The organism is Curtobacterium sp. Leaf154 (genome assembly GCF_001424595.1).
GTDB classification, from domain to species: domain Bacteria; phylum Actinomycetota; class Actinomycetes; order Actinomycetales; family Microbacteriaceae; genus Curtobacterium; species Curtobacterium poinsettiae.
In genome coordinates this window covers 320,158-343,155 of sequence record NZ_LMOS01000005.1, presented here as the reverse complement: position 1 = coordinate 343,155, position 22,998 = coordinate 320,158, and the positions used below count along the sequence as shown (strand labels likewise).

23 protein-coding genes are annotated in these 22,998 nt (G+C 69.5%); 19 read left to right on the top strand and 4 right to left on the bottom strand.

What is annotated here, in order from left to right:
• Window positions 1-939 precede the first annotated feature (939 nt).
• Both ASF75_RS11775 and ASF75_RS11770 read right to left on the bottom strand, forming a co-directional pair.
• Window positions 940-1,290 carry a VOC family protein gene (locus ASF75_RS11775; RefSeq protein WP_056071613.1) on the bottom strand — a complete coding sequence of 117 codons (351 nt, stop codon included), beginning with the start codon at window positions 1,288-1,290 and terminating at the stop codon, window positions 940-942.
• A 104-nt stretch (window positions 1,291-1,394) separates the two neighbouring features.
• Window positions 1,395-2,036, bottom strand: coding sequence for a GNAT family N-acetyltransferase (locus ASF75_RS11770; RefSeq protein WP_056071611.1), 642 nt, complete (start codon window positions 2,034-2,036; stop codon window positions 1,395-1,397).
• A gap of 98 nt (window positions 2,037-2,134) precedes the next feature.
• Between ASF75_RS11770 and ASF75_RS11765 the strand changes: the two genes are divergently transcribed.
• The 6 genes from ASF75_RS11765 (at window position 2,135) to ASF75_RS11740 (ending at window position 7,898) form a co-directional block, all read left to right on the top strand.
• Window positions 2,135-2,920 (top strand): class I SAM-dependent methyltransferase, encoded by a 786-nt coding sequence (locus tag ASF75_RS11765; RefSeq protein ID WP_082509704.1) that lies wholly within the window; start codon window positions 2,135-2,137, stop codon window positions 2,918-2,920.
• 153 nt (window positions 2,921-3,073) lie between these two features.
• Window positions 3,074-4,225 (top strand): MFS transporter, encoded by a 1,152-nt coding sequence (locus tag ASF75_RS11760; protein ID WP_082509702.1) that lies wholly within the window; start codon window positions 3,074-3,076, stop codon window positions 4,223-4,225.
• A 430-nt stretch (window positions 4,226-4,655) separates the two neighbouring features.
• Window positions 4,656-5,000 (top strand): histone-like nucleoid-structuring protein Lsr2, encoded by a 345-nt coding sequence (locus ASF75_RS11755; protein WP_017887618.1) that lies wholly within the window; start codon window positions 4,656-4,658, stop codon window positions 4,998-5,000.
• Between the two features lie 372 nt (window positions 5,001-5,372).
• Window positions 5,373-5,918: a hypothetical protein gene (locus ASF75_RS11750; RefSeq protein ID WP_140449153.1), complete on the top strand. Its 546-nt coding sequence runs from the start codon at window positions 5,373-5,375 to the stop codon at window positions 5,916-5,918.
• Between the two features lie 120 nt (window positions 5,919-6,038).
• Window positions 6,039-7,541 carry a sensor histidine kinase gene (locus ASF75_RS11745; RefSeq protein ID WP_017887620.1) on the top strand — a complete coding sequence of 501 codons (1,503 nt, stop codon included), beginning with the start codon at window positions 6,039-6,041 and terminating at the stop codon, window positions 7,539-7,541.
• A gap of 60 nt (window positions 7,542-7,601) precedes the next feature.
• Window positions 7,602-7,898, top strand: coding sequence for a histone-like nucleoid-structuring protein Lsr2 (locus ASF75_RS11740; protein WP_017887621.1), 297 nt, complete (start codon window positions 7,602-7,604; stop codon window positions 7,896-7,898).
• A 181-nt stretch (window positions 7,899-8,079) separates the two neighbouring features.
• Here ASF75_RS11740 and ASF75_RS17710 read toward each other — a convergent pair whose 3' ends face one another.
• Complete coding sequence (locus ASF75_RS17710; RefSeq protein WP_140449152.1) at window positions 8,080-8,283, bottom strand: hypothetical protein; 204 nt, start codon at window positions 8,281-8,283, stop codon at window positions 8,080-8,082.
• 426 nt (window positions 8,284-8,709) lie between these two features.
• Window positions 8,710-9,087, bottom strand: a complete 378-nt coding sequence (locus ASF75_RS11735) for a hypothetical protein (RefSeq protein WP_017887622.1) — start codon at window positions 9,085-9,087, stop codon at window positions 8,710-8,712.
• A 181-nt stretch (window positions 9,088-9,268) separates the two neighbouring features.
• Here ASF75_RS11735 and msrA point away from each other — a divergent pair, with 181 nt between their 5' ends.
• The 13 genes from msrA (at window position 9,269) to ASF75_RS11670 (ending at window position 22,995) form a co-directional block, all read left to right on the top strand.
• Window positions 9,269-9,790 (top strand): peptide-methionine (S)-S-oxide reductase MsrA, encoded by a 522-nt coding sequence (gene msrA, locus ASF75_RS11730; RefSeq protein ID WP_017887623.1) that lies wholly within the window; start codon window positions 9,269-9,271, stop codon window positions 9,788-9,790.
• A gap of 290 nt (window positions 9,791-10,080) precedes the next feature.
• Complete coding sequence (ppk2, locus tag ASF75_RS11725; protein ID WP_017887624.1) at window positions 10,081-10,989, top strand: polyphosphate kinase 2; 909 nt, start codon at window positions 10,081-10,083, stop codon at window positions 10,987-10,989.
• Window positions 10,990-11,150: 161 nt separating this feature from the next.
• A complete protein-coding gene (locus tag ASF75_RS11720; RefSeq protein WP_056071605.1) occupies window positions 11,151-12,779 on the top strand; it encodes an APC family permease in 1,629 nt (542 codons plus the stop codon).
• 15 nt (window positions 12,780-12,794) lie between these two features.
• Complete coding sequence (locus ASF75_RS11715) at window positions 12,795-13,634, top strand: urea amidolyase associated protein UAAP1 (RefSeq protein WP_056071602.1); 840 nt, start codon at window positions 12,795-12,797, stop codon at window positions 13,632-13,634.
• A complete protein-coding gene (locus ASF75_RS11710; protein WP_056071598.1) occupies window positions 13,634-14,338 on the top strand; it encodes an urea amidolyase associated protein UAAP2 in 705 nt (234 codons plus the stop codon). The genes ASF75_RS11715 and ASF75_RS11710 overlap by 1 nt, the downstream gene beginning before the upstream one ends.
• Window positions 14,335-18,054, top strand: a complete 3,720-nt coding sequence (gene uca, locus ASF75_RS11705) for an urea carboxylase (RefSeq protein ID WP_017887628.1) — start codon at window positions 14,335-14,337, stop codon at window positions 18,052-18,054. Before ASF75_RS11710 ends, uca begins: the two co-directional genes overlap by 4 nt.
• Window positions 18,051-19,751, top strand: coding sequence for an allophanate hydrolase (gene atzF / locus ASF75_RS11700; protein WP_056071597.1), 1,701 nt, complete (start codon window positions 18,051-18,053; stop codon window positions 19,749-19,751). Before uca ends, atzF begins: the two co-directional genes overlap by 4 nt.
• Window positions 19,752-19,777: 26 nt before the next feature.
• Window positions 19,778-20,470 (top strand): TetR/AcrR family transcriptional regulator, encoded by a 693-nt coding sequence (locus ASF75_RS11695; RefSeq protein ID WP_031260015.1) that lies wholly within the window; start codon window positions 19,778-19,780, stop codon window positions 20,468-20,470.
• 43 nt (window positions 20,471-20,513) lie between these two features.
• A complete protein-coding gene (locus tag ASF75_RS11690; protein ID WP_056071593.1) occupies window positions 20,514-21,107 on the top strand; it encodes a biotin transporter BioY in 594 nt (197 codons plus the stop codon).
• Between the two features lie 85 nt (window positions 21,108-21,192).
• A complete protein-coding gene (locus tag ASF75_RS11685; protein WP_156463869.1) occupies window positions 21,193-21,774 on the top strand; it encodes a hypothetical protein in 582 nt (193 codons plus the stop codon).
• Window positions 21,771-22,301 (top strand): DUF6611 family protein, encoded by a 531-nt coding sequence (locus ASF75_RS11680; protein ID WP_056071588.1) that lies wholly within the window; start codon window positions 21,771-21,773, stop codon window positions 22,299-22,301. Before ASF75_RS11685 ends, ASF75_RS11680 begins: the two co-directional genes overlap by 4 nt.
• 49 nt (window positions 22,302-22,350) lie before the next feature.
• The gene (locus ASF75_RS11675) at window positions 22,351-22,692 is read left to right on the top strand and encodes a hypothetical protein (RefSeq protein ID WP_056071586.1); all 342 of its coding nucleotides are present in this window, start codon (window positions 22,351-22,353) and stop codon (window positions 22,690-22,692) included.
• An 84-nt stretch (window positions 22,693-22,776) separates the two neighbouring features.
• The gene (locus ASF75_RS11670) at window positions 22,777-22,995 is read left to right on the top strand and encodes a hypothetical protein (protein WP_200942693.1); all 219 of its coding nucleotides are present in this window, start codon (window positions 22,777-22,779) and stop codon (window positions 22,993-22,995) included.
• The last annotated feature ends 3 nt before the right edge of the window (window positions 22,996-22,998 follow it).

Genomic DNA, 22,998 nt, shown 5'->3' with positions numbered 1-22,998 from the left:
CGATCGGCAAGCGAGACGAACGACGGTGGTTGGCGATCGCACCAGCGAGAGGAGCTAGTGGCCGATACGCTCCGACCATGAGCCTCATGACTTCCTGGGCTGTGTGACGGTGAGCATCCAGTCTTTCGACGTTGAACCGATCGACCATCGCAGATTGGTTCGATGGCTGCTCGGACTGGTGGCCGCCGTCACTGGTGCTCTTGCGATCATCGGGTGGCCGCTCCCGGTGCTCCCGGGAAGATACGTGCGGACCGACGCGTGGGAACGGACGACCGCCCTCATCGAAGCATGGTGGTCCCACGACGGTTGGCGAATGTCTGGGGYGTCATGGTTCTGGGGTGGGGTCGCGATAGGCGCGACAACTTGCGCGATCATGATCCGGGCGGGGACGGAACGACCATGGCGCAGAACATGRCTCCYGACCGTGTTACCGGGCGCTATCATCGCAGCGCTGGGCCCGTTGGTTCAGGTCCTGTTGGGAATCCGGTGGTCGAACTACTCCAATAACCACGACAGCGGGTCCGCGATCATCGTSTACGCAATCGGTTTGGCCGTGGCGGTGGGCCTACCGTTTCTGCGCGCATGGGTTAGGCGCGGCCGCGAGCAGAGCGACAGCGACGGCGCACTTCGACGTTGACACACCGAAATCACAGGCCCTAGGCGAGTNCCGTTTCTGCGCGCATGGGTTAGGCGCGGCCGCGAGCAGAGCGACAGCGACGGCGCACTTCGACGTTGACACACCGAAATCACAGGCCCTAGGCGAGTYGCCTAGGCAAACCGTTGTTGTCGGATGACCGGCGCAAGACCACTCGCCCGTCCACTAGCTCTCGCCGCGGGTACGTCCGCTAGACCATCGCCAACCGGGCAGTCGCTCCCCTGATCAGGGCCACATGGTCGACTCCAGAGGAACCATGCAACCGAACTCCACCAGGGCAGACGCTAACTGTTCTCTTCCCACAGCTCGAGCGGCAGTCCCTCTGGATCGTGCACACGGACGAAGCGCCCGTACTCTGTCTCCCACTCGGCGCGGCGCTCGACCGCGATGCCGTCCGCTTCGAGACGGCGGATCAGTTCGTCGAGTGCCGTCACCCTGATGTTGAGCATGAAGGGCTGGTCGGCGGCGAAGTAGTCGCTGTCAGCAGGGAACGGTGCGAAGACCGTCACACCGGCTGCTTGGCGCCAGAAGGTGTCCGCGCCGGCGTCGATGCCGAGGTGCTTCCGGTACCACGCGGCGCGGGCTTCCGGATCTCGACTCCGGAAGAAGAGCCCGCCGATGCCCGTCGCAGTCATGTGGAGCACGGTATCGGTGTCAAAGCCCGAGCGCCAGAGAACTCACGCCATCGAGCGTCCGATGATCGATCGGCTACCGGGCGGCTGTGTCCTCGCCTGCTCGACTACATCAAGAACTCGGTCGCTGCTTCGACCCCTTCAGTCATCAGGCTCCAGCTCGGCCGAGGGAAGTCCTCCCGCCTCAAGCGCACCCTGACCTCGTCAACGACCTCATCGGCGCGAGTCTGGGCACGCGTGACACCGTTGACCTCGTACCCGAGCTTCGCGGACACCCGAAGGGATGGCTCGTTCCAAGCGGCTGCGCTTGACTCCGCCCACTCAGCTCCCAAATGGTCGAACGAGAACAGCAGCAGCGCCGCCCGCATCTCGGTCCCAAGCCCTCGGCCCTGATGCGCGAGGGCAAGCCATGATCCGCTCTCGACGGTCTTGCGGGCGGCAAAGCGGCGAGCATGCAGTTCCTGAACCCCGACCGGCGTCCCCCGGTGGAACACGGTGAAGCTCACACCCCACGAGTCACGGCTCACCCCGGACCGGAGCTTCCAGTGGTACTGCGCCAGAGAACGAGCCAACGTTGTCGGTTCTGCGTCCGTCCACGGGACACCGAACGGCATCCGAGCGGGATCGTGAACACCTGACACGGCCGAGTCGACGAGCCCAGGAAGATCCTCGTCTCGCAGGGGCCGCAGTTCCAGCCGAGGAGTCATGAGGCGCAGCCCGAACAAGGGCCAAACTTGATCGAGATCCATCGCCCAACGATACGAGCGCGGCTTCGAACGTTACGGGCTCGCGATGTCCCGCTGGCCGATCCCTCCTTGGGGACCGGTTGTGTGGGTAGCGTCGAGACATGCTCGACGGATGGTCTGATACTGCGACTGCTTACGACAGGTCTTTCGCGCGACTCTGCGCAGGGGCCATCGACGGGTTGCTTGGGAACCACGTGAGCGTCGGCGACGGGCCCGCTCTCGACGTCGGAACAGGGACGGGATCCGTCGTGGGCGCCCTCATCCGACGCGGATTCGCGGTCACCGCATGCGACAAGGAACCATCCATGGTGCGGTTCGCTGCAAGACGCTACCCGGCGGTTGACATCGGAACTGCGGCGCTGCCCTCACTGCCCTACGACGACGCCTCGTTCGCGGTCACGACCGCGAACTTCGTCCTCAACCACGTACCAACCCCGCTCACATCGGCTCGTGAGCTCCTTCGAGTCACCCGTCCTGGTGGAACCGTCGCCGCGACGATTTGGCCGTCCGAACCGGTCGGAGCGCTCAACCAGTTCTGGAACATGATCATCAGGGCAGCGGACGTCGCGGTGCCGGCCGGACACCGATTGCCTGCAAAGGACGACTTTCCGAGAAACGTCGGCGGCTTCCGCGAGCTGTTTTGCAACGCCGGCGCAACCACCGTCGACTGCAGCCTGTTCTCGTACACCTTCCGTATCCGTCCCGACGACCTCTGGGCAGCGGTGACGGCAGGGATCGCAACGATCGGTCAGACGTACATGAGCCAGACCGACGAAGGCCGTCAACGGATGCAGGCTGTCTTCACGGACGCAGCGGCGCGGGAGGCCCCTTCCAATGTTCTTTCGTTTGAGAGCACAGCTGTGGTCGCCCACTCCGTCGTCCGGTAGCCGATCGCCGAGCGGACAGCATTATGCCACCGATCGAGGAAGATGCAGAAGACCTCGTCGGTCGTGCAGACGTGCTGCTCGGGCTCCCGTGCTGGTGTTGATTCCCGGCGCGACACTGCCCGATACGGGCTCTCTCCCCTCTAATGTGAACACATGTCAACGAGTTCCGCGCGTAGCCGGGCGATACGGACATCGGCGACGCTCCTGAACGGGCCTGTCGAACTGCTCGACTTCCTCGTCCCGCTGTGGGCAGGCGCAGTGCTCGGACTCGGCGCCCCGGCGATCGGATGGCTTGTAGCGGCCGAGCTTGTGGTGTCGGTACTCGTGCGACCTCTTGCCGGTCATCTGGCCGATACGCGACCGCGGTCTCGAGTTGCCGCGGTCGGAGCCTTCGCCTTCGGCCTGAGTTGCCTGATCTACGCCGGAGCGAACACACCCGCGATCGCTTTCATTGCGGTAGTTGTCGGCGGGGCTGCGGGCCCCTTGTTCTGGATCTCGCTGCGCGCGATCGCCGCCGAGTACCTCGCCGACGATTCCGGATCGTTCGCGGGGCTCATGTCTGCAGAAGCTCTTGGATCATGGGTCTTCTGGGGGCCAGCGATGGTCCTTCTCGGGGCCTTCGGTTACTCGGCAGTCTTCATCGGACTTGCCGTTGCGGCGGTTGCCGCTGGCGCGCGCTTGATGCTCACCCCTCAAGAACCGCTCATCGTGCGAGCTGAGGTGCCCGGCGGGATGGGTGGCCATGCTCGCCGGCTCGCGCCGTTGATGACGCTTGGTGGCTTCGCCACTGCAGCTGAGGCAGGTGTCGGGTTGGCGCTCCTGTTGCAGTTGCAAGGTGCTGGCCTCGAAGTCTGGCAGATCGCCCTGGTCTACCTGCCGGGCGGCATCGCACTCACCATTCTTCCGCGGCTCCTTCACGGCGTAGTCCAGCGATGGGGCCGGAAACCTGCCTATCTCGCCGCTTCTCTCGCGACTGCTGTGAGCACGGCCGCGCTGGCTCTTTCGCCGCCGGTGATCCTCGTAGCCGCACTGTGGATCGTCGTGTCCGCCTCTCTTGCACTCCTGTACCCGCTGCAGAAGACCCTCGTTACGGAGGCGAGCGGTCGTCGAGTAGCGCGCGGGATGAGCCTGCAGGCAAACGCAGACACGATCGGCGCGGCAGTCGGAGTGGTCGTGGTCGGCGCCATCGTCGATGACGGCCGGTGGATCCCCGCGTTCCTTGCCTGTGCCGTCATCATGCTGGGCGGCGCGGCCCTGGTGCCCTGGGTCATCGATCGCACCGGCCAGGAACGCCGAGCGGCGTGACGAGGGCGGACAGCCCTTGACAGCGAGGGTCGGATCAGCGAGTCGTACGTTTGTCCGAGGTCGCGTCGAGGCCACCCCGCTCCCCATCATGGGGTGACGGGCGCAAGAGCCGGCGCGGTCAGGACCACGCCACGAAGCGTTGAGGTCCACACGGCCCAGTTCTGAGCGCTGCGCATCGTCCGATGGGCGATCGGCTACCGGGACGCGATCACGACACAGAGCGAAGCGAGAAGGACGACACAGAGCGAAGCTGCTCACACCGATCGGCAGGCGGCGGGGCCTGCGGACTCGTCTCGATAGCCGATCCCTCTGTGAGACATGGCAGGGGTTTCTGTGGCACGCGCCCCTGGTCAGGAAGGAACCAACGAAGCGTCCTCGGTGAGCAGCTATGCCAGGGTGGAGGGAATCTACGAGCGAAAGGCGACCTCCCATGGCGCAGAAAGTCACCACGCACCTCGTCGACGACCTCACCGGCGACACCATCGAAGACGGCAAGGGCCGCACCGTGTCCTTCTCTTTCGATGGCGGCCACTACGAAATCGATCTGACCGACGACAACACCGACGCGCTCCGCGAAACGTTCTCCGACTACATCGCCGCAGCACGCAAGGTCACCAGCCGCGCTGGCCGCACCAGCGCCGGCAGCGCGCCGAAGCGTGGCAACTCGGAAGAGCTCGCGAAGATCCGCGAATGGGCGAACGCGAACGGCCACGAGGTCTCCTCCCGCGGCCGCATCAGCCAGGCCGTCCGCGACGCCTACAACGCCGCGCACTGACGCCACTCTGCCAGCGGTACAGTCGGCCACCTCGAGGGGTGGCCGGCTGTTCGCGTTCGCCCCGACATGACGTTCACAGGTCGGCACGCCGCACGAATAGTTCACTTTCGTAAAATGTCCTGTTCATACGCGTCCTTCCTGTCGCGCTTACCCTCCGCGCTCAGACCGAGAGATGGTCTCTTGAAGGAAGGTGATCCGGCGACCCTGCAGGCTCAACGGCTACTCCTGAACGTGATCTAAGATTCAGGTTCACCAACTGCCAAATCCCTCCCACTGCCGAGGCGTTGCGGTTCCGCGCCTTGGCTTGTCAAAACCTCCCACCCATGCTTGTGCGAGGAGCGCTGCGGACGTCAGCCTCCCGGGGAGAAGACTATGAACATCACCAAGAGGTCGCGCCGGTTGACTTCGCTCGGGGTAGCACTCGGGCTCGCCGTCGCAATCGCGGTTCCCACAATGGCTTCTGCGTCGACTGGACTCGAAGCCACACCAACGGTGAGCAACGCACCAAACACCGCCCAGTATGACGCCCAGCTCCAGGCGTTGGCCGGCACGCAGACGGAAGCGGAGATCCACCAGGTCGAGTGGTCTGGCGGCCAGGTATACCTGCTGGTCGACGGCGCAACGGGCAAGGTCACAGCGGCGTACAAGCCCAATTCACGAGTACACACCGATGCTTTGTCGTTCTCGTCACCCGGCTGCACTTCAACCAGCCTCTGCATGACAACAACCTCATCGGTGCCTTATGGCTACACCGGCACCGGGTCGCTGTCCGGCCGCTGGGGCCCATTGAAGCGCTTCGCGGCGGGCGACCGCGAGGCATACATCAACTACGGGGGACATCAGTACAGCTTTCCGCCGGACGGCTTCATCGTCTTCGGAAGCCACCCGGTGACCATCACGCGAATTCAACGCCTCTAAGTTCTCTTAGGATGGGCGCGACACCGGCTGCCCGGTCACGCGCCCATCTGTTCTGCTTGGTGAGACCATGACACGCAATGCACCGCCTCAGCTGGGCGAATCACGATGGAGTAGCGGCCAATGATTCGACGCCTACGCAACCTGTCGCTGCGCGCGCGCCTGACGCTCGGGAGCGTAGGGGTCGCCGCGCTGGTCATCGCCGCGCTGGTCATGGTGATGCGCGTTCAGGTGGACAACGTTGTCGCGAACGCAACCCGCACATTGCTTCGCGCGGACGCGAGCCCGTACGTGACGGAAGTGGAACGCTCAGCGGACCCGAGTTTCCGTGCGCCAGGAAACGGGCAGCTTGTCGCCGTCCTCGATCCGAGCGGCAAGCGTGTTCTTTCATCAATCGAACAGCATTCGCTGCTGCGGAAGCTACCCGAGATCGCGCGATTTGACGACGGCTCCTCAACGGCGATCCAGGCTGGCTCGTCGTACCGGGTCGTCGTCGATCATCCGCAAAGCGCCTCGGGGCGTTGGACCGTAATCGCCGCAAGTGACGCCCAGGGAGAGGCGCTCGTCATCGACTCGCTGACCGGCGGCGTCGTCGTCGCCGGCGTGCTGGTTCTGGCCTGTTTCGGCGGCGCGACATGGCTGTTGTCCTGCGCCGCGCTCAGGCCCGTCTCGAGGATGCGTCGCGAAGCAGAACGACTCAGCGCCGGAGAAGCCGACGCCGACCTTCCCGTTGGAGACGCCCGGGACGAACTCCAAGCTCTTGCACGCACCTTGAACGAGTTCTTGAGCAGGACGCGCGACGCTGCCGCACGCGAGCGCCAGATGGTATCCGACGCGAGCCACGAACTCCGCACCCCCCTCGCCATACTCACCACGCAACTGGAACTCGCTTCACTCGACAGGGGCGACGCCGCCGCACTCCAAGTTCACGTCAAGCAAGCGCAGCACAACGTCGCGCGACTCGCGCGACTCGCGAACGACCTCCTTACCCTCTCCCGAGCGGACGAAGCCGAACGCGTGGACTCGACGTCGCGAACGCTCACCAGTTGGGAAGAGCTCAGCGATGAAGTACTGGTAGCAGTAGACCGCCTACGAATGATCGCAGCCGCAAAAAACATCACGATCGAATTCGACATCGATCCGCAAGACGGATCCGACTCGGAAGAAAATGCAACGCAGGAACCCCACGTGTTCCGACTGGATCGCCGCGGAATGAGTCAACTCATCACCAACACTGCCAGCAACGCGATCGACGCACTCCCGGAATCTGGGACGATCACAGTCGCCTGGTCGCTGGAAGACAGCTCCGCCCGGCTGACGGTCACTGATGACGGCCCCGGTGTGCCTCCGGACTTCATCGCCGTGGCGTTCGACCGATTTACCAGGCCGGACAAGGCGCGTACAGCGCGACCGACTGACGGCCAGCCGAAACTCGGAGGATCCGGACTCGGCCTCGCGATCGTCCAAGCCACAGCCCAGCTCGCCGGAGGCACTGCTTCAATGCGTAATCTCGACCCGCGCGGACTGGAAGTCACCGTCGTGATTCCACGGATAAGCCCCGAAAAGCCCAAGATAACCAAACGAGAGCGGCGTTTTGGGCACGCAAACACCGGGAAAGCCGGCTGAAACCGTCGGCCGCACGCCACGCACCGGCGTCCTCCGCATGCCCCCCCCCGGGGGGGGGGCATGCCGGCGCCTCGCCCGTGCTGTGGTTGGAGCGCGAGGGCAGATGGCGCCTATTACGAGATCGACCTCACCGACGACAACGTCGACGCGCTCCGCGAAACGTTCTCCGACTACATCGCCGCCGCACGCAAGGCCAACGGCCGCTCCGTCCGCACTACTGCTGGCAGTGCGCCGAAGCGTGGGAACTCGGAAGAGCTCGCCAAGATCCGCGACTGGGCCAACGCGAACGGCCACGAGGTCTCCTCCCGCGGCCGCATCAGCCAAGCCGTCCGCGACGCGTACGACGCCGCACACTGACACCCCCGCGACACGGCACACGGGCACGTGCCGGCTAGGTAGGCACCTCAGCCGTGCGGTTTCCGCATCGTTCTGCGGGCGGGACGCGCTGACGACAACGCCTCCACGTGCGCTGGCTGACGAGCAGGGGTCGCGCGACCGGTGACGGCGCCCGACCCCTGCTGTGGTTGTTGCCTGTCGTTCAGTCGCAGATCCGGTGGTAAATGTACGCCGTGCAGATCTGCCGCTTCTTGTCGCAGTTCTTCGCGTGGACCGTCTCGGTCCACGTGTGACAGACGACTGGTCCAGCATGTGCCGGAGCTGCAGCAGCGGGCAGAACGACACCCACTCCCGCCAGCGCCACGACCATCCCCATGCCGGCCAGTGCCTGCTTGATCTTGCTCATCGCATGTCCCCCGTTTGTTCGGAGCCGTTCGGCACCTCATCGTAAACGGGCGGCCATGCCCTCGCACGCGCCATTGATGGCGGGTTGTATAGGGGGGGTGACCCGTCCGTCAGGACGCTGGTTCGACGCCGTAGGCTGAAGGGTTCCGGTTAATGGCGTGCAGCAGCCCACGAATCTTCCCGGCCCCGGCTCCGACCTCGATCGCGTACTCCCCGGGCGCATCGATGCGGCGGGCGATCGCCTGGTGATTTGTCATCGTTACACCCTTCGAGACGGTAGCCGATCGGCTATCGGGCACCGAGACCAGCGCTCCTGAGTCCGTCGACGACGCCGTCCACCCCGCAGTCGGCCCTGTCTTGTAACCGACCTGGAGTGAACGGCATCAGGTCCTCGGGAGCGTGGGGCGGCGAGTTCGCTTGACGACGGTCACCTGATCGACAGATCGATCGCGACGACGCCGAGCACGAAGGTCAGGACGATGACCACGAGGCCGATCGCTGGCGTCACTACCCGTCGCCGCACCGTGGGAACACCGGACGCTCCGATGACCCAGGTCGTGATCGTGACGATGAGTGCGACCAGCGGTACGAGGAACTGCGCGGTCTCCCCGACGGCGTACGAACACTGCAACGTCGCGTCGGAAGCGCAGGGCGTGTACTGCTCCAGTTGCGCGGCGACCATCCCCGGCAGCGAGCCGATCGTCGCGAACACCTCGAGGAACACGAGGGAACAGAGCGCGAGCCCCAGTCCCCACGAACCACGCGGACGGCGCTGCCCCTCGTCGTGCACGGATGACCGCTTCATGTGGCCTGACCGTAGCGCAGGGGTGACACGGAGCACGGACTCGTAGGGTCGAGTCGTACCGACCGCACACCCGGGTGGGTCCTTGCCCCACAGCGGACCTGACGACGGGAACAGATCGTCCCTGTTGCCGGTTGCACCACACGGTGTCGCAGCCAGTGACACGAGAGCCCAGGAGGCCACCATGACCACCACCGAGACCGCCATCCTCGCCGGCGGATGCTTCTGGGGAGCGCAGCAGCTCCTCCGTCGTCGTCCCGGCATCGTCAGCACCCGCGTCGGCTACTCCGGCGGCGACGTGCCGAACGCGACGTACCGCAACCACGGCGACCACGCCGAGTCGGTCGAGATCGTCTTCGACCCGTCCCAGATCTCGTACCGGGACCTGCTGGAGTTCTTCTTCCAGATCCACGACCCGTCGACGAAGGACCGCCAGGGCAACGACATCGGTCGCAGCTACCGTTCGGCCGTCTTCTACACGACCGACGAGCAAAAGCAGGTCGCGCTCGACACCATCGCGGACGTCGACGCGTCGGGCATCTGGCCCGGCAAGGTCGTCACCGAGGTCACCGCGGCCGGCCCGTTCTGGGAGGCCGAGGACGAGCACCAGGACTACCTCGAGAAGAACCCGCACGGCTACACCTGCCACTTCGTGCGTCCGGGCTGGAAGCTCCCGCACCGCGATGAGGCGACCGCGGCCGTCTGACCTGACGAACGCGGCGGATCAGCGTGATCCGCCGAGCAGTTCCAACCAGTCCCCGGGACGGCGATCCGCCGACCCGGGGACTGTCTGCATCACGGGGTGACCGGCCGGCCATGGCTCCGCCATGCCTGTGAAGGACCACATGCGGACGGGAGGCACGGGGCGGGCCCGCACCGCGCCTCCAGGCCGTCGTCGGGTCGCGTCCAGGGCGAGGCGTGGGGCGGTCGTGCGGGTGGCCGGGCCAGGATGGCCCTTGGGGCCGACAGCCGATCGGCTCGCAGAGGGAGGACACCGTGGACACAGCGCCGTACTCGCAGCCGTTGCGGGAGTACATCGAACAGCTGCGGACCGAGGGGTACAGCGTCGCGGGCGGCCAGACGGCCGACCCGGACCTGATCGACCCGCACGGCAACCCGGTGCTGACCTGGCAGGACGACTACCCGTACTCGGAACGCCTGCCGCGGGACGAGTACGAGTACCAGAAGTACCTGCTGCAGATCGAGCTGCTGAAGTGCCAGTACTGGCTCGAGGACACCGGGCAGAAGGTCGTCGTGCTGTTCGAGGGGCGTGACGCCGCGGGCAAGGGCGGCACGATCAAGCGGTTCACGGAGCACCTCAACCCCCGGACCTCGCGGGTGGTCGCGCTGAGCAAGCCGACCGAGCGCGAACGCGGTGAGTGGTACTTCCAGCGGTACGTGCAGCACCTGCCGGCCGCCGGTGAGATGGTCCTGTTCGACCGCTCCTGGTACAACCGTGCCGGCGTCGAACGGGTGATGGGGTTCTGCGACGACGACGAGTACGAGTCCTTCATGACCCAGGTGCCGCAGTTCGAGCGGATGCTCGTCGACTCCGGCATCCACCTGACGAAGTTCTGGTTCTCGGTGACCCGGCGCGAGCAGCGGACCCGGTTCGCGATGCGGCAGCTCGACCCGGTGCGGCGGTGGAAGCTGTCCGACATCGACCTGCTGTCGCTCGACCGGTGGGAGGACTACACCGAGGCGAAGATGGCGATGTTCACCCGGACGAGCAAGCGGTACGCGCCGTGGACGATCGTGCGGTCGAACGACAAGAAGCGCGCACGGCTCAACGCGATGCGGTACTTCCTGACGCAGTTCGACTACCCGGACAAGGACGCCGACGTGATCGGCAAGCCGGACCCGCTCATCGTCCGCCGGGGCAAGCGGGACGTCGACATCGAGTGATCCCCCGCGGCGGCTGAACCGCCCGCCGACTCGGAACGTTTACACGCCGCCGCTTCCCGTCACGCACTCGAAACAGACGGGCAACGGCGCCGACACAGGGCCGCAAGACACTTGTCGCACTACCTGTCACCCGACAGGTACTCCGCGAAAGGTCTGCAGTCATGCGTTCTCCGCAAGCACCGCTCCACGCACCGCGCGCCACGTCCGACGTCGACACGCAGGGGCTCGCCCGCCTCGGCTACGAGCAGGAGCTCCACCGCGGGGTCGGCTCGTTCTCCTCCTTCGCGGCGGGCTTCTCCTTCGTCTCGATCCTCACCACGGTCTTCCAGCTGTTCGGCCTCGGCTTCGGGCTGGGCGGTGCTGCGTTCTTCTGGGCGTGGCCGCTCGTCTTCGGCGGCCAGCTGCTCGTGGCGCTGAACTTCGCGCAGCTCGCGGCCCGCTGGCCGATCTCGGGCGCGATCTTCCAGTGGTCGAGCCGTCTGGCCGGAGCCCGGTTCGGTTGGTTCACCGGCTGGACGATGATCATCGGCCAGATCCTCACCGTCGCGGTGGCGGCCATCGCCGTGCAGGCCGTGCTCCCCGCGATCTGGGACGGGTTCCAGATCGTCGGCGGTCCGGGCGCCGACCCGTCCGTCGCGTCGCCGACCGGTGCGGCGAACGCGGTGGTCCTCGGGCTGGTGATGCTCACCGTGACCACGATCGTGAACATCACGAGCGTCCGGCTGATGGCCCGCGTGACGAGCTTCGGCGTGCTCATCGAGATCGTCGGCGTGGTCGTGCTCATCGGCGCCCTGTTCCTGCTGCCGCACCGCAGTGCCTCCGTGGTGTTCACGACCGCCGGCTCGACGAGCACCGAGCCGTACGTGTGGGCGTTCCTGGCGTCCTCGCTGATGGCCGCGTACGTGATGGTCGGCTTCGACTCGGCCGGTGAGCTCGCGGAAGAGACCCACAACCCGCGCCGGACCACCCCGAAGACGATCGTCCGGGCGCTGACGGTCTCCGGCCTCGGCGGCGGGCTGCTCATCATCGGCGCCCTGGTCGCCGCGCCGAGCCTGACCGACGGCAAGCTCGCCTCGCAGGGCCTGGCGTGGGTGATCACCTCGACCCTCGGCGACGTCTTCGGTCGGCTGCTGCTCTGCACCGTCGCCGTCGCGGTCTTCGCCTGCACCCTGGCCGTGCAGACCGCCGGCGCCCGAATGGTCTACTCGATGGCCCGCGAGAAGGCGCTGCCCTTCCACCGCACCCTCGCCCGGGTCTCGCCCCGCACCGGCACCCCGATCGCCGCGTCGATCGTCGTCGGGGTCGGCGCCGGGCTGGCCCTCGCCGTCAACATCGGGCAGTCCGCGATCTTCACCGCCCTGTCGAGCCTGTGCATCGCGATGCTCTACCTGGCCTACCTCGGGGTCACCGGGCCGCTGCTGGTCCAGCGCATCACGCTCCGTCGCACGGGCCTGCCGACCGGGGTGGACGAGGACGGCAAGCCGCTGTTCACCCTCGGCCGCTGGGGCATCCCGCTCAACGCCCTGGCCGTGGCGTTCCAGATCGGCATGGCGATCAACCTCATCTGGCCCCGGCCGGAGATCTACGACCTGACCGGCACGTCGTGGTGGCTGCAGTACAGCGCCCTGCTGTTCATCGGCGGCGTGCTGCTGGTCGGCTGGGCGTGGTCGAGCTGGCGGCACCGCACGCACGGGCCGATCACCCTGGCCGAGGTCCCCACCACCGCGGCGGTGCCCGTCCCCGCCGCCGCGACTGCGGCGAGCCCGACCGCCGCCTCCGTCGAAGCCTGATCCGGAAGGAACCCCATGCGCGACCTCCACCAGACCGACAGCGTGCTCGCCTCCCGGTCCGACGCACGTGCCCAGGCCGGCTCGCAGTCCGAGTACATGCCGTACCTGCCGGCGTCGTCGTCGCCGTTCGCCCCCGCGGGCGTCGACCCCGCGCAGCTCGTGTGGGCGGAGACGGTGGCACCCGGCGGGTACACGCACAAGGTGCTGGCCCGCGGGTCACGGCTGCGGTTCGACGACCCGACGGGTGACGCCTGCGCCAACGTCCTGGTGTGCAACGCGCTCGAACCGTGGGAGCGGCTCAACGTCGCCGACACCCAGAAGATCCCGTGGCAGGCGTACCTGGGCCAGGGGTCGCCGCTGCTGAGCGGGGACGGCCGGGCACTGGCGACCGTGCTCGAGGACACCTCCGGGCACCACGACGCCTTCTGCGGCACCTCGACCGACGCGTGGAACGAACGGAAGTACGGCGACGCCGCACCCGAGGGACGCTCCCCGAGCGGTCGGTCGCTCTTCGCGAAGGCCGCCGCCAAGCACGGGCTCACCAAGCGTGACCTGCCACCGAGCGTCTCGTTCTTCCAGGGCGTGCGGATCGACGGCGAGGGGGCGATGACCTTCACCGGTTCGGCCGGAGCAGGCACCCACGTCACGCTCGTCGCCGAGCTGCCGCTGCTCGTGCTGGTCGCCGACGTCGCGCACCCGATCGACCCGCGACCGGACTACGTCGTCGGACCGCTCCGGGTGCACGCCTGGCGCGGGACCCCGACGACCGCGGCCGACGAACGGTTCACCGCGACACCGGAGCTCACCCGCGCCTACCTGAACTCGATCGACTACGCGGAAGCCCGAGGCCTGTGATGACCGGTACGACGACCCACACCCGCACCTCCACCGTCCCCGTCGGGGCCGTCCACGACCCGGACGTCGCCCTCGACTGGAGCGAGTCCCTGGTGCCCGGCACGGTGGTCCGCGACGACCGGGTCGCCCCGCTCGCACCGTGGTCCGCCGTGGTCCGTGCCGGCCAGGTGCTCACCATCGTCGACGTCGGCGGCAACCAGAGCGCCGACTGCCTGCTCTACGACGCCCACGACCCCGACGAGCGGTACAGCGTGCCGGACACCCTCGCCGCCCAGGGCAACGCGTACGTCCGCACCGGCACCGTCCTGATGTCGAACGAGGGCCGTCCGCTGATGACCGTCGTCGCGAACGAGATCGACCGGCAGGACACCATCGGCGGCGCGTGCTCGAAGGAGTCGAACACCCTGCGGTACGGGCACCACACCCAGTACCAGCACGGCTGCCGCGAGAACTTCCTGGCCGAGGCCGGCCGCCACGGACTCGGTGCCCGCGACATCGTGTCGAACCTCAACTGGTTCATGAACGTGCCGGTCGAGGCCGACGGCGCCCTGGGCATCGTCGACGGCATGAGCGCCCCGGGCAAGCGTGTCGCGATCCGGGCCGAGCGGGACGTGCTCGTCGTCGTCTCGAACTGCCCGCAGATGAACAACCCCTGCAACGACTTCTCCTGCACGCCGCTGCGCATGATCGTGGTCCAGCCGTGACCGCCGCGCCCGACCCCACCGGGACCGCCACCGTGAACCAGACCCCCGCGCTCAGCACCGACACCGTCCTCGTCGCGAACCGCGGTGAGATCGCCCGCCGCATCATCCGCTCCGCCAAGGCACTCGGCATGCGCACCGTCGCCGTCTACTCCGACGCCGACCGCGCGGCACCCCACGTCCGCGAGGCCGACACCGCCGTCCGGCTCGGTCCCGCACCCGCCCGCGACTCGTACCTGCGCATCGACGCCGTGGTGCAGGCGGCGAAGGACACCGGCGCCGGGCTCGTGCACCCCGGCTACGGGTTCCTGTCCGAGAACACCGAGTTCGCCCGCGCCTGCGAGGACGCCGGCATCCGGTTCGTCGGACCGACCGCCGACCAGATCGTCCGGTTCGGCGCGAAGCACACCGCCCGCGAGCTCGCCGCAGCCGCCGGGGTCCCGATGCTCGCCGGCACCGGGCTGCTCGCCAGCGTCGACGACGCCGTGACCGAGGCCGAGCGCATCGGGCTGCCCGTCATGCTCAAGGCCACCGGGGGTGGCGGCGGGATCGGCATGCAGGCCTGCTCGACGCTCGACGAGGTCCGCGAGGCCTACACGAGCGTCGTCCGGCTGGCGACCGCGAACTTCGGGTCGGCCGGCATCTTCCTCGAACGGCTCGTGCGGCCGGCCCGGCACGTCGAGGTCCAGCTCTTCGGCGACGGCGAGGGCCGCGTCGCGGTGATCGGCGACCGCGACTGCTCCCTGCAGCGCCGCAACCAGAAGGTCATCGAGGAGGCCCCGGCACCGGCGCTGCCCGAGCACGTCCGCGCCGAGCTGCACGCGTCCGCCCGCCGCCTGGCCGAGAGCGTCGGGTACCGCAGCGCCGGCACCGTCGAGTTCGTCTACGACCCGGTGCGGGAAGAGGCGTCGTTCCTCGAGGTGAACACCCGCCTGCAGGTCGAGCACCCGGTCACCGAGGAAGTGTTCGGCGTCGACCTCGTCGAGCTCATGCTCCGCCTGGCCCGCGACGGTGCCGCCGGCATCGACCCCGACGTGTTCGACCGCACCTGGACCCCGAACGGCCACGCCGTCGAGGCCCGCGTCTACGCCGAGGACCCCGCGAAGGGCTCGCTGCCCTCCAGCGGCCTCGTCACCCAGGCGGTGTTCCCGAGCGCGACCACCGCATCCGGCGAGCGCACCGGCATCCGCGTCGACGGCTGGGTCGAGACCGGCTCCGAGGTGTCCGCGTTCTACGACCCGATGCTCGCGAAGGTGATCGCGACCGGGGAGACCCGCGACGACGCCCTCGACCTGCTGCGCGACGGGCTCGCGACCACCCGCATCGACGGCATCGTCACGAACGCCGGGCTCCTCCGTGCGCTGACCGACGACCTCGAGCTCCGCACCGCCACGCACTCCACCTCGACGCTCGACGCAACGGAGGACCCGGACCCGCGCATCGACGTCGTCGCGCCGGGCACCATGACGATGATCCAGGACCTGCCCGGCCGGGTCGGGTACTGGCAGGTGGGTGTGCCGCCGAGCGGCCCGTTCGACGCGGCGTCCTTCGCCGAGGCGAACCGCGCGGTGGGCAACCCCGACGGCGCCCCCGCGCTCGAGGTCACCGCCACCGGCCCGACGCTCCGGTTCTCGGCCGCCTCGGTGGTCGCGCTCACGGGTGCACCGGCCCCGGTCACCCTCGACGGCGAACCCGTGGCGCTGTGGGAGCCGGTCGAGGTCGGCGCCGGCCAGACCCTGGCGATCGGCACGGCCCCCGGTCCGGGCCTCCGCACCTACCTGGCGGTCCGCGGCGGCTTCGACGTGCCGACGTACCTCGGGTCGACCGCGACCTTCACGCTCGGTGGCTTCGGTGGCCACGCCGGTCGGGCACTGCTCGCCGGCGACGTCCTGCGCCCGGGCTCCCCGGACTCGGACGCCCCGCACCCGGCGTTCCCGTCCGGTACCCGTCTGGGTCTGGTGGGCGGGCCGACCCCGGCCGACCGTCGCACCGCCCTGACCGACGCGTGGGAGATCGGCGTCACGGAAGGCCCGCACGCGGCCCCGGACTTCTTCACCCGCGCCGACCTCGACGTCTTCTACGCCACCGACTACGCCGTGCACCACAACTCGGCGCGCACCGGCATCCGGCTCATCGGCCCCCGACCCGAGTGGGCGCGGACCGACGGCGGCGAGGCCGGTCTGCACCCGTCGAACATCCACGACACCCCGTACGCGGTCGGTGCGATCGACTTCACCGGGGACACCCCGATCATCCTGGGGCCGGACGGGCCGTCGCTCGGCGGCTTCGTCTGCCCCGCCGTGGTGGCCAGCGGCGACCTGTGGAAGCTGGGCCAGCTCCGACCCGGTGACACGGTCCGGTTCGTCCCCGTCCGCGAAGCCGACGCCGCCGCGCTCGACGCACACCGGGCCTCCAGGACGGTGCCGCGCACCGGGAGCGACGGCAGCACCGGAGGTGACGGCGACGACGGCGTGATCGCCCGCCTGGATGCGACCGACGTGCGGCCGAGCGTCGCGTACCGACGCGACGGCGACGACAACGTGCTCGTCGAGTACGGCGACATGACCCTCGACATCGCGCTGCGGATGCGCGTGCACGCGCTCATGACGAAGCTGCAGGAGCACACGCCGAAGGGGATCCTCGACATCACGCCGGGCATCCGCTCGCTGCAGGTGCACACCGACGCGTCCGTGCTCAAGGCGCGCGACGTGGCGGGGCTGCTCCGCGAGCTCGAGGGCGAGATCCCGCCGACCGACCAGCTCGTCGTGCCGTCGCGCACCGTCAAGCTGCCGCTGTCGTGGGACGACCCGGCCACCCGCCTGGCGATCGAGCGGTACATGAACGGCGTCCGGAACGACGCCCCGTGGACGCCGTGGAACATCGAGTTCATCCGTCGGATCAACGGGCTCGAGAGCGTCGACGACGTCTTCCGCACCGTGTTCGACGCGAGCTACCTGGTGCTCGGACTCGGCGACGTGTACCTCGGCGCCCCGGTCGCGACCCCGCTCGACCCCCGGCACCGCCTGGTCACGACGAAGTACAACCCGGCCCGCACCTGGACCGCCGAGAACTCCGTCGGCATCGGCGGCGCGTACCTGTGCATCTACGGCATGGAGGGTCCTGGCGGCTACCAGTTCGTCGGCCGCACCGTGCAGATCTGGAACCGGTTCCGCCGGGGCGGGCTGTTCCAGGAGAACCCGTGGGCGCTGCGGTTCTTCGACCGGATCGAGTGGTACCCGGTCGGTGCCGACGAGCTGCTCGAGCTGCGGGCCGAGACGGACGCCGGGCGGGGCTCGTTCGAGACCGTCGAGGGCGAGTTCTCGATCGCGTCGTACAACCGGTTCCTCGCCGACAACGCCGGGTCCATCGCCGACTTCCGGGCGCAGCAGGCGCAGGCGTTCGGCGAGGAGAAGGAGCGGTGGAGGGCGTCGGGCGAGTTCGACGTCCGTGACGAGCCGGCCGCCGTGGTGGCCGACGCCGTGACCGTGCCCGAGGGGTCGACCGCCGTGTACGCCCCGTTCACCTCGACCGTGTGGCAGGTGGACGTCCGCCCGGGTGACCGCGTGGACGAGGGGCAGAAGCTGCTGGCCGTGGAGGCGATGAAGATGGAGTCGATGGTGCACGCACCCGTTCCGGGCCACGTGCTCGAGGTGTACATCAAGCCGGGCGACCAGGTCGCGCCGGGCCAGGTCCTCGCCGCGATCGGAGCGGCAGCGTGAGCGGGACCGCCGCCGCGGCCGCCACGACGTCCGCCGCGGCCCGCGTCCGCGACGCCTTCGCCCGCATCGACGCCGTCGCCCACCCCGAGGTCTGGATCACCCTGCGTGACCGCACCGACGTCCTGGCCGAGGCCCTCGCCGTCGACCCGTCCCTGCCCCTGGCGGGCCTGCTGTTCGCCGTGAAGGACAACATCGACGTCGCCGGCCTGCCCACGACCGCCGCCGCCCGCTCCTACGCCCACGACCCCGCCGCCGACGCGACCGCCGTCGCCCGGCTCCGCGCCGCCGGCGCCGTCGTCGTCGGCAAGACGAACCTCGACCAGTTCGCCACCGGCCTGGTCGGCACCCGCTCGCCCTTCGGCGCGGTCCGGAACGCCTGGGACCCGACGCGGATCTCCGGCGGCTCGTCGAGCGGTTCCGCCACGGCGGTCGCCCTGGGCATCGTCGACTTCGCGCTCGGCACCGACACCGCCGGGTCCGGCCGGGTGCCCGCCGCGCTCGGCAACCTGGTCGGGGTGAAGCCGACGAAGGGGCTCGTGCCGAACACCGGGGTCGTCCCCGCCTGCCGCTCGCAGGACTGCGTCACGGTGTTCGCCCGGTCGCTCGACCTGGCGCGGACGGCGGCCGAGCTGATGGCCGGTCCGGACGGCGTCGACCCGCTCGCACGGCCCGACCTGGCCCTCGCCGACCTGCCCGCCGTCCCGCGCATCGCGGTACCGCTGCCGTCGCAGCTCGAGGGGCTCGCACCCGGCTGGGCCGAGGCGTTCGCCGCCGCCGTCGAACGGTTCCGCACGCTCGGACACCAGGTGGTCGAGGTCGACATCGCACCCCTGCTCGACGCCGCGTCGCTGCTCTACGACGGCGCGTTCGTCGCCGAGCGGTACGCGGCCGTCGGCGCCCACATCGAGGCCCACCGCGACGAGGTCGGTGCCGACCTCGACCCGTCCGTCGCCGCGATCGTGCTCGGCGGTGCACGACCGACCGCCGCGGAGCTCTTCGCCGACCAAGAACGACTCGACGCGTTCGGGGCAGCGGGTCGCGCCGCCCTCGAGGGCACGACCGCCCTGCTCACCCCGACGACGACATGGCACCCGACGATCGAGCAGGTCGCGGCCGATCCGATCGGCGCGAACAGCCGGATGGGTCGGTACACGAACTTCGCGAACCTGCTCGACATGGCCTCGCTCGCCGTGCCTGCCGGCTTCGTCGACGGGCTGCCGTTCGGCGTGATGCTCACCGGTCCGGCGTTCAGCGACCGCCGCCTGGCGGCGTTGGCGGCCGCGTTCGCCGCCCCGACCCTCGACCTGCTGGTCGTCGGGGCGCACCTGCGCGATCAGCCGCTGAACGGACAGCTGGTCGCATCCGGCGGATCGTTCGTCCGGGAGGCCCGCACCGCGTCCGACTACCGGCTGTACGCCCTCGACACGGTGCCGCCCAAGCCCGGGCTGGCCCGCGTGGGTCCGGTCGCGTCCGGCGCTGCTGCGCCGGGCTCCGGCATCGTCGGGGAGGTCTGGCGCCTGCCCGCCGCCGGCTTCGGCACCTTCGTCGCGGGCCTGCCGGCACCGATGGCGATCGGCACCGTGGCGCTCGACGACGGCACCGAGGTCACCGGGTTCCTGGTCGAGCCGTTCGCGGTCGAGGGCGCCGAGGACATCACCCACCACGGTGGCTGGCGCGCGTACCGGGAGCAGTCGTGACGGACGCCGGCTGCCAGGATGGGAGCATGACCCCCGACGACCGGCCTGTACGCCCCGGCCGGCCTCGGGCCGTGCCGAACGCCGACTCCGCGATGAGCCCCCGCGACCAGATCCTCGACGCCGCCGCCGCGCTGTTCGTCGAGAACGGCATCAGCGCGACCTCGACCCGGGCGATCGCCGAACGGGTCGGGATCCGGCAGGCCTCGCTGTACTACCACTTCGCCGGCAAGGACGACATGCTCGTCGAGCTGCTCACGACCTCGGTGCGTCCGAGCCTCGAGCTGGTCCGCGGCCTCGAGCAGCTCGTGCCGGAGTCGGCCTCGGCCGCCGGTGCCCTGGCCGCGCTGGTCGTCGCCGACGTGGACACCCTCGCCCGCACGCCGCACAACATCGGCACGCTGTACCTGCTGCCCGAGGTGCAGGGCGAGCGCTACGACGGCTTCCGGGCCGAGCGCGTGGAGCTGCAGGAGGCCTACGGGCGCCTCGGCTCGCGCGCCGCCACCGCAGAGGTCGCATCCGGCGTCTCCCCGTCGCGCCTCGGTGCCGTGCTCATCCAGATCGCCGAGACCGTCATCCAGCTCCGCCGGTCCGGGCCCGTGCAGGACGCCGACCGCGACGCCCTCGTCGCGACCTGCCTGCGCGCCTGCGGCCTCGACGCCGCCGCGGTGGCCGAGGCCCGACGCGACGCCGAGTCCCTGCTGGCCGCCGTCGCGGTCTGACCCCTTCTCCCCCGACCTCCTTCTTCCCCCAGCGAGGAACACCATGACCACGATCACCCCCGCCGCACACCGTCCGCTCGCCGACGCACTGCTCCCCCGCACCGCGGTCGTCAGCACCGCCCTGGTCCTCGGTGGCGCACTGCTGACCGCCGGAGCCGCGCAGGTGTCCGTCCCGATCTGGCCCGTCCCGATCACCGGGCAGACCCTGGCCGTGCTGCTCGTCGGCAGTGCCCTCGGTGCTCGCCGCGGTGCCATGTCGATGCTCGTCTACGCGCTGCTCGGCGTCGTCGGGCTGCCGGTCTTCGCGGACGGTTCGGCCGGGGTCGGCGTGCTCGTCGGTCCCTCGGGCGGGTACATCGTCGGCTTCGTCGCCGCCGCGGCCCTGGTCGGATGGGTCGCCGAGCGCTTCGGCGACCGCCCGCTGCGGAACGGGCTGCTGTCCTTCGCCCTGGGCACCGTCGTCACCTTCGCCGCCGGGATGGCCTGGCTCGCGGTGGCACTCGGCCTCGACCTGCAGCAGACCCTGCAGTACGGGCTGTACCCGTTCGTCCTCGGTGGCGTGGTGAAGACCCTGATCGGTGCCGGCGTGATCTCCCTCGGGTGGACCGCAGCGCTGCGCTCGGCCACCCGCCGGTGAGCACTCCGTCAGGACTCCGCCGCCGACCGTAGGGGTTCCGTCAGGAGCCCTTCCGCGCCGTTCGAGCGCGCGAGAGCGTGTGGTCGTGACACTGACTGCGATCATGCCGACGCTCCGCGCGTCGCTCCCCGATCCGATGGACCCGTCCCTCTGGCCGGCCCACACCGTCGCGACCACCGACGACCTGCTCGTCTCGGCCATCTCGATGGTCCGGCTCGCCGACCTCACCGGCACCCCGACGGTGCACACCGCCGAGCAGTCCCCGCCGCGGTACCGGCCGCGCGGCTGGGTGGCCCGCGACGTGAGCGTCGCCGTGGCGTCGGTCACCCGCGTGCGGCGACCGCGCCCCGGCGTGGTGCTCCTGGAACTGGACGCGGTCCTGCCGACCTGCGCCGTGCTCGATCAGGTGCGCCTGATCGGACGCCGGAGCACCGCTCCCCTCTCCCCGATGTACGTCGTCACCCGCTGTGACGGTCAGGCCGACGGTCCGTTCCACCGCCTCCCGGCTCCGTTGCCCGCCGACGTCCGCGAAGGTGACCTGGTCTGCTTCCCGTGCCTGGCGACCGTCCGGCACCGCGACGTCGTCGAACCGGTCCGGGCGGAACTCGCGCCGGTGCGCGCGGAACTCGCGCCCGCCCGGACCGAACTCGCGCCGGTCGACCGATGACGACCGCGCTGCCGGTCCGCACCCGGCTGCTCGACGGCACCCACCTGTGGGGCCGGTACACGATCCGGCCCGTCGGCCGGACGCTGTGGAGCTCGCGGACCCTGGTCGTGTTCCCGCCCGGCACGAACACCGGCGAGCGCCTGCTGCTGCGCGCCTGGCACGTCTGGCCAGCCGTCGGGGCGCTCGTCGCCCTCGCCGCCCTGGTGCTCGCCGTCTCGGTCCCCGCCGTCGGCACGACCACCGCGCTGCTCGTCTACGGCGGTGGCTTCGCGGTCCTCGCCCGTGCCACCCGCGCGCTCCGCCCACGGGTGCGGTCCGTCACCGTGACGACGTTCCTGGGCGACGGCCGCCGCGAGGTCCACGGCGACGAACGCCTGCTCACCGGCTCCCTCGACGCCCTGTCGATCCTGGAGCAGGCGCTCCAGTCGGACCGCATCAGCGCCGTCGACTTCGAGCTCGTCTGGGCGGACGTGTGGAACGCCCTGGAGTCCCCGGACCCGGACCACCGCGCGCAGCGGTCATCCTGAAGCCGGTTCCCGCGCACCGCGTTTGTATGGGTCCGGGAAGGAGTACGCGATGAAGCACATCCACTACGACGCCACCACGATCCTGGTCGGTGACGACGTCGCCGACGCCGTGATCGAGTACGCCGCGGCCCTCGCCGGAGGCGACCGGGCCGACACCGTCGACGTGCCGGCCGTGGCCGACGACGGCACCATGACCACCACGAAGATCCTGATCGGGCCCGCGAGCGAGATCGTCGTCGCGGACGCGGAAGAGGACGAACTCGAGATGGACAACCGGGAGTTCGTCGGGCGACTGCGCGCCGCCGCGAAGACCTTCGGGCACAGCGAGCCGATCCACGCGAACACGCGGACGGACCTGGCGGACGCGGCGGAGGCTACTGAAGAGTCGTGACGCTTCCGCGCCGGCTCCACGCCCCGCACGGCGCTGCCGATCGCGGGCGACGACGAGCAGGCCAAGGCCCTGGTCGCCGAGCTCGTGCAGCTGCTCGGGTTCGACACCGTGGACGCCGGGACCCTGGCCGAGTCGTGGCGCTTCGAGCCGGAGTCCGGGGCGTACACGGGGATCTACGCGGCGAGTGCCGAGGGGTTCGCGGCGGACTACCGGGCCGATCAGGGAGCGCCGTTGCCCGCGGAGCGGCTGCGGGACGTCCTGGCGGTGTCGCACCGGGCGGATGTGGCGAACCGGCAGTTCTGACGG

Bases quoted from the DNA above. Each gene is read 5' to 3' on its own strand.
- ASF75_RS11765 (WP_082509704.1), top strand. From the start codon at position 2,135: ATGCTCGACGGATGGTCTGATACTGCGACTGCTTACGACAGGTCTTTC.
- ASF75_RS11770 (WP_056071611.1), bottom strand. From the start codon at position 2,036: ATGGATCTCGATCAAGTTTGGCCCTTGTTCGGGCTGCGCCTCATGACT.
- ASF75_RS11760 (WP_082509702.1), top strand. From the start codon at position 3,074: ATGTCAACGAGTTCCGCGCGTAGCCGGGCGATACGGACATCGGCGACG.
- ASF75_RS11735 (WP_017887622.1), bottom strand. From the start codon at position 9,087: ATGAAGCGGTCATCCGTGCACGACGAGGGGCAGCGCCGTCCGCGTGGT.
- ASF75_RS11710 (WP_056071598.1), top strand. From the start codon at position 13,634: ATGACCGGTACGACGACCCACACCCGCACCTCCACCGTCCCCGTCGGG.
- msrA (WP_017887623.1), top strand. From the start codon at position 9,269: ATGACCACCACCGAGACCGCCATCCTCGCCGGCGGATGCTTCTGGGGA.
- ASF75_RS11720 (WP_056071605.1), top strand. From the start codon at position 11,151: ATGCGTTCTCCGCAAGCACCGCTCCACGCACCGCGCGCCACGTCCGAC.
- ASF75_RS11675 (WP_056071586.1), top strand. From the start codon at position 22,351: ATGAAGCACATCCACTACGACGCCACCACGATCCTGGTCGGTGACGAC.
- ASF75_RS17710 (WP_140449152.1), bottom strand. From the start codon at position 8,283: ATGAGCAAGATCAAGCAGGCACTGGCCGGCATGGGGATGGTCGTGGCG.
- ASF75_RS11775 (WP_056071613.1), bottom strand. From the start codon at position 1,290: ATGACTGCGACGGGCATCGGCGGGCTCTTCTTCCGGAGTCGAGATCCG.
- ASF75_RS11745 (WP_017887620.1), top strand. From the start codon at position 6,039: ATGATTCGACGCCTACGCAACCTGTCGCTGCGCGCGCGCCTGACGCTC.
- ASF75_RS11750 (WP_140449153.1), top strand. From the start codon at position 5,373: ATGAACATCACCAAGAGGTCGCGCCGGTTGACTTCGCTCGGGGTAGCA.
- ASF75_RS11680 (WP_056071588.1), top strand. From the start codon at position 21,771: ATGACGACCGCGCTGCCGGTCCGCACCCGGCTGCTCGACGGCACCCAC.
- ASF75_RS11695 (WP_031260015.1), top strand. From the start codon at position 19,778: ATGACCCCCGACGACCGGCCTGTACGCCCCGGCCGGCCTCGGGCCGTG.
- ASF75_RS11715 (WP_056071602.1), top strand. From the start codon at position 12,795: ATGCGCGACCTCCACCAGACCGACAGCGTGCTCGCCTCCCGGTCCGAC.
- ASF75_RS11740 (WP_017887621.1), top strand. From the start codon at position 7,602: ATGCCGGCGCCTCGCCCGTGCTGTGGTTGGAGCGCGAGGGCAGATGGC.
- ASF75_RS11755 (WP_017887618.1), top strand. From the start codon at position 4,656: ATGGCGCAGAAAGTCACCACGCACCTCGTCGACGACCTCACCGGCGAC.
- ASF75_RS11690 (WP_056071593.1), top strand. From the start codon at position 20,514: ATGACCACGATCACCCCCGCCGCACACCGTCCGCTCGCCGACGCACTG.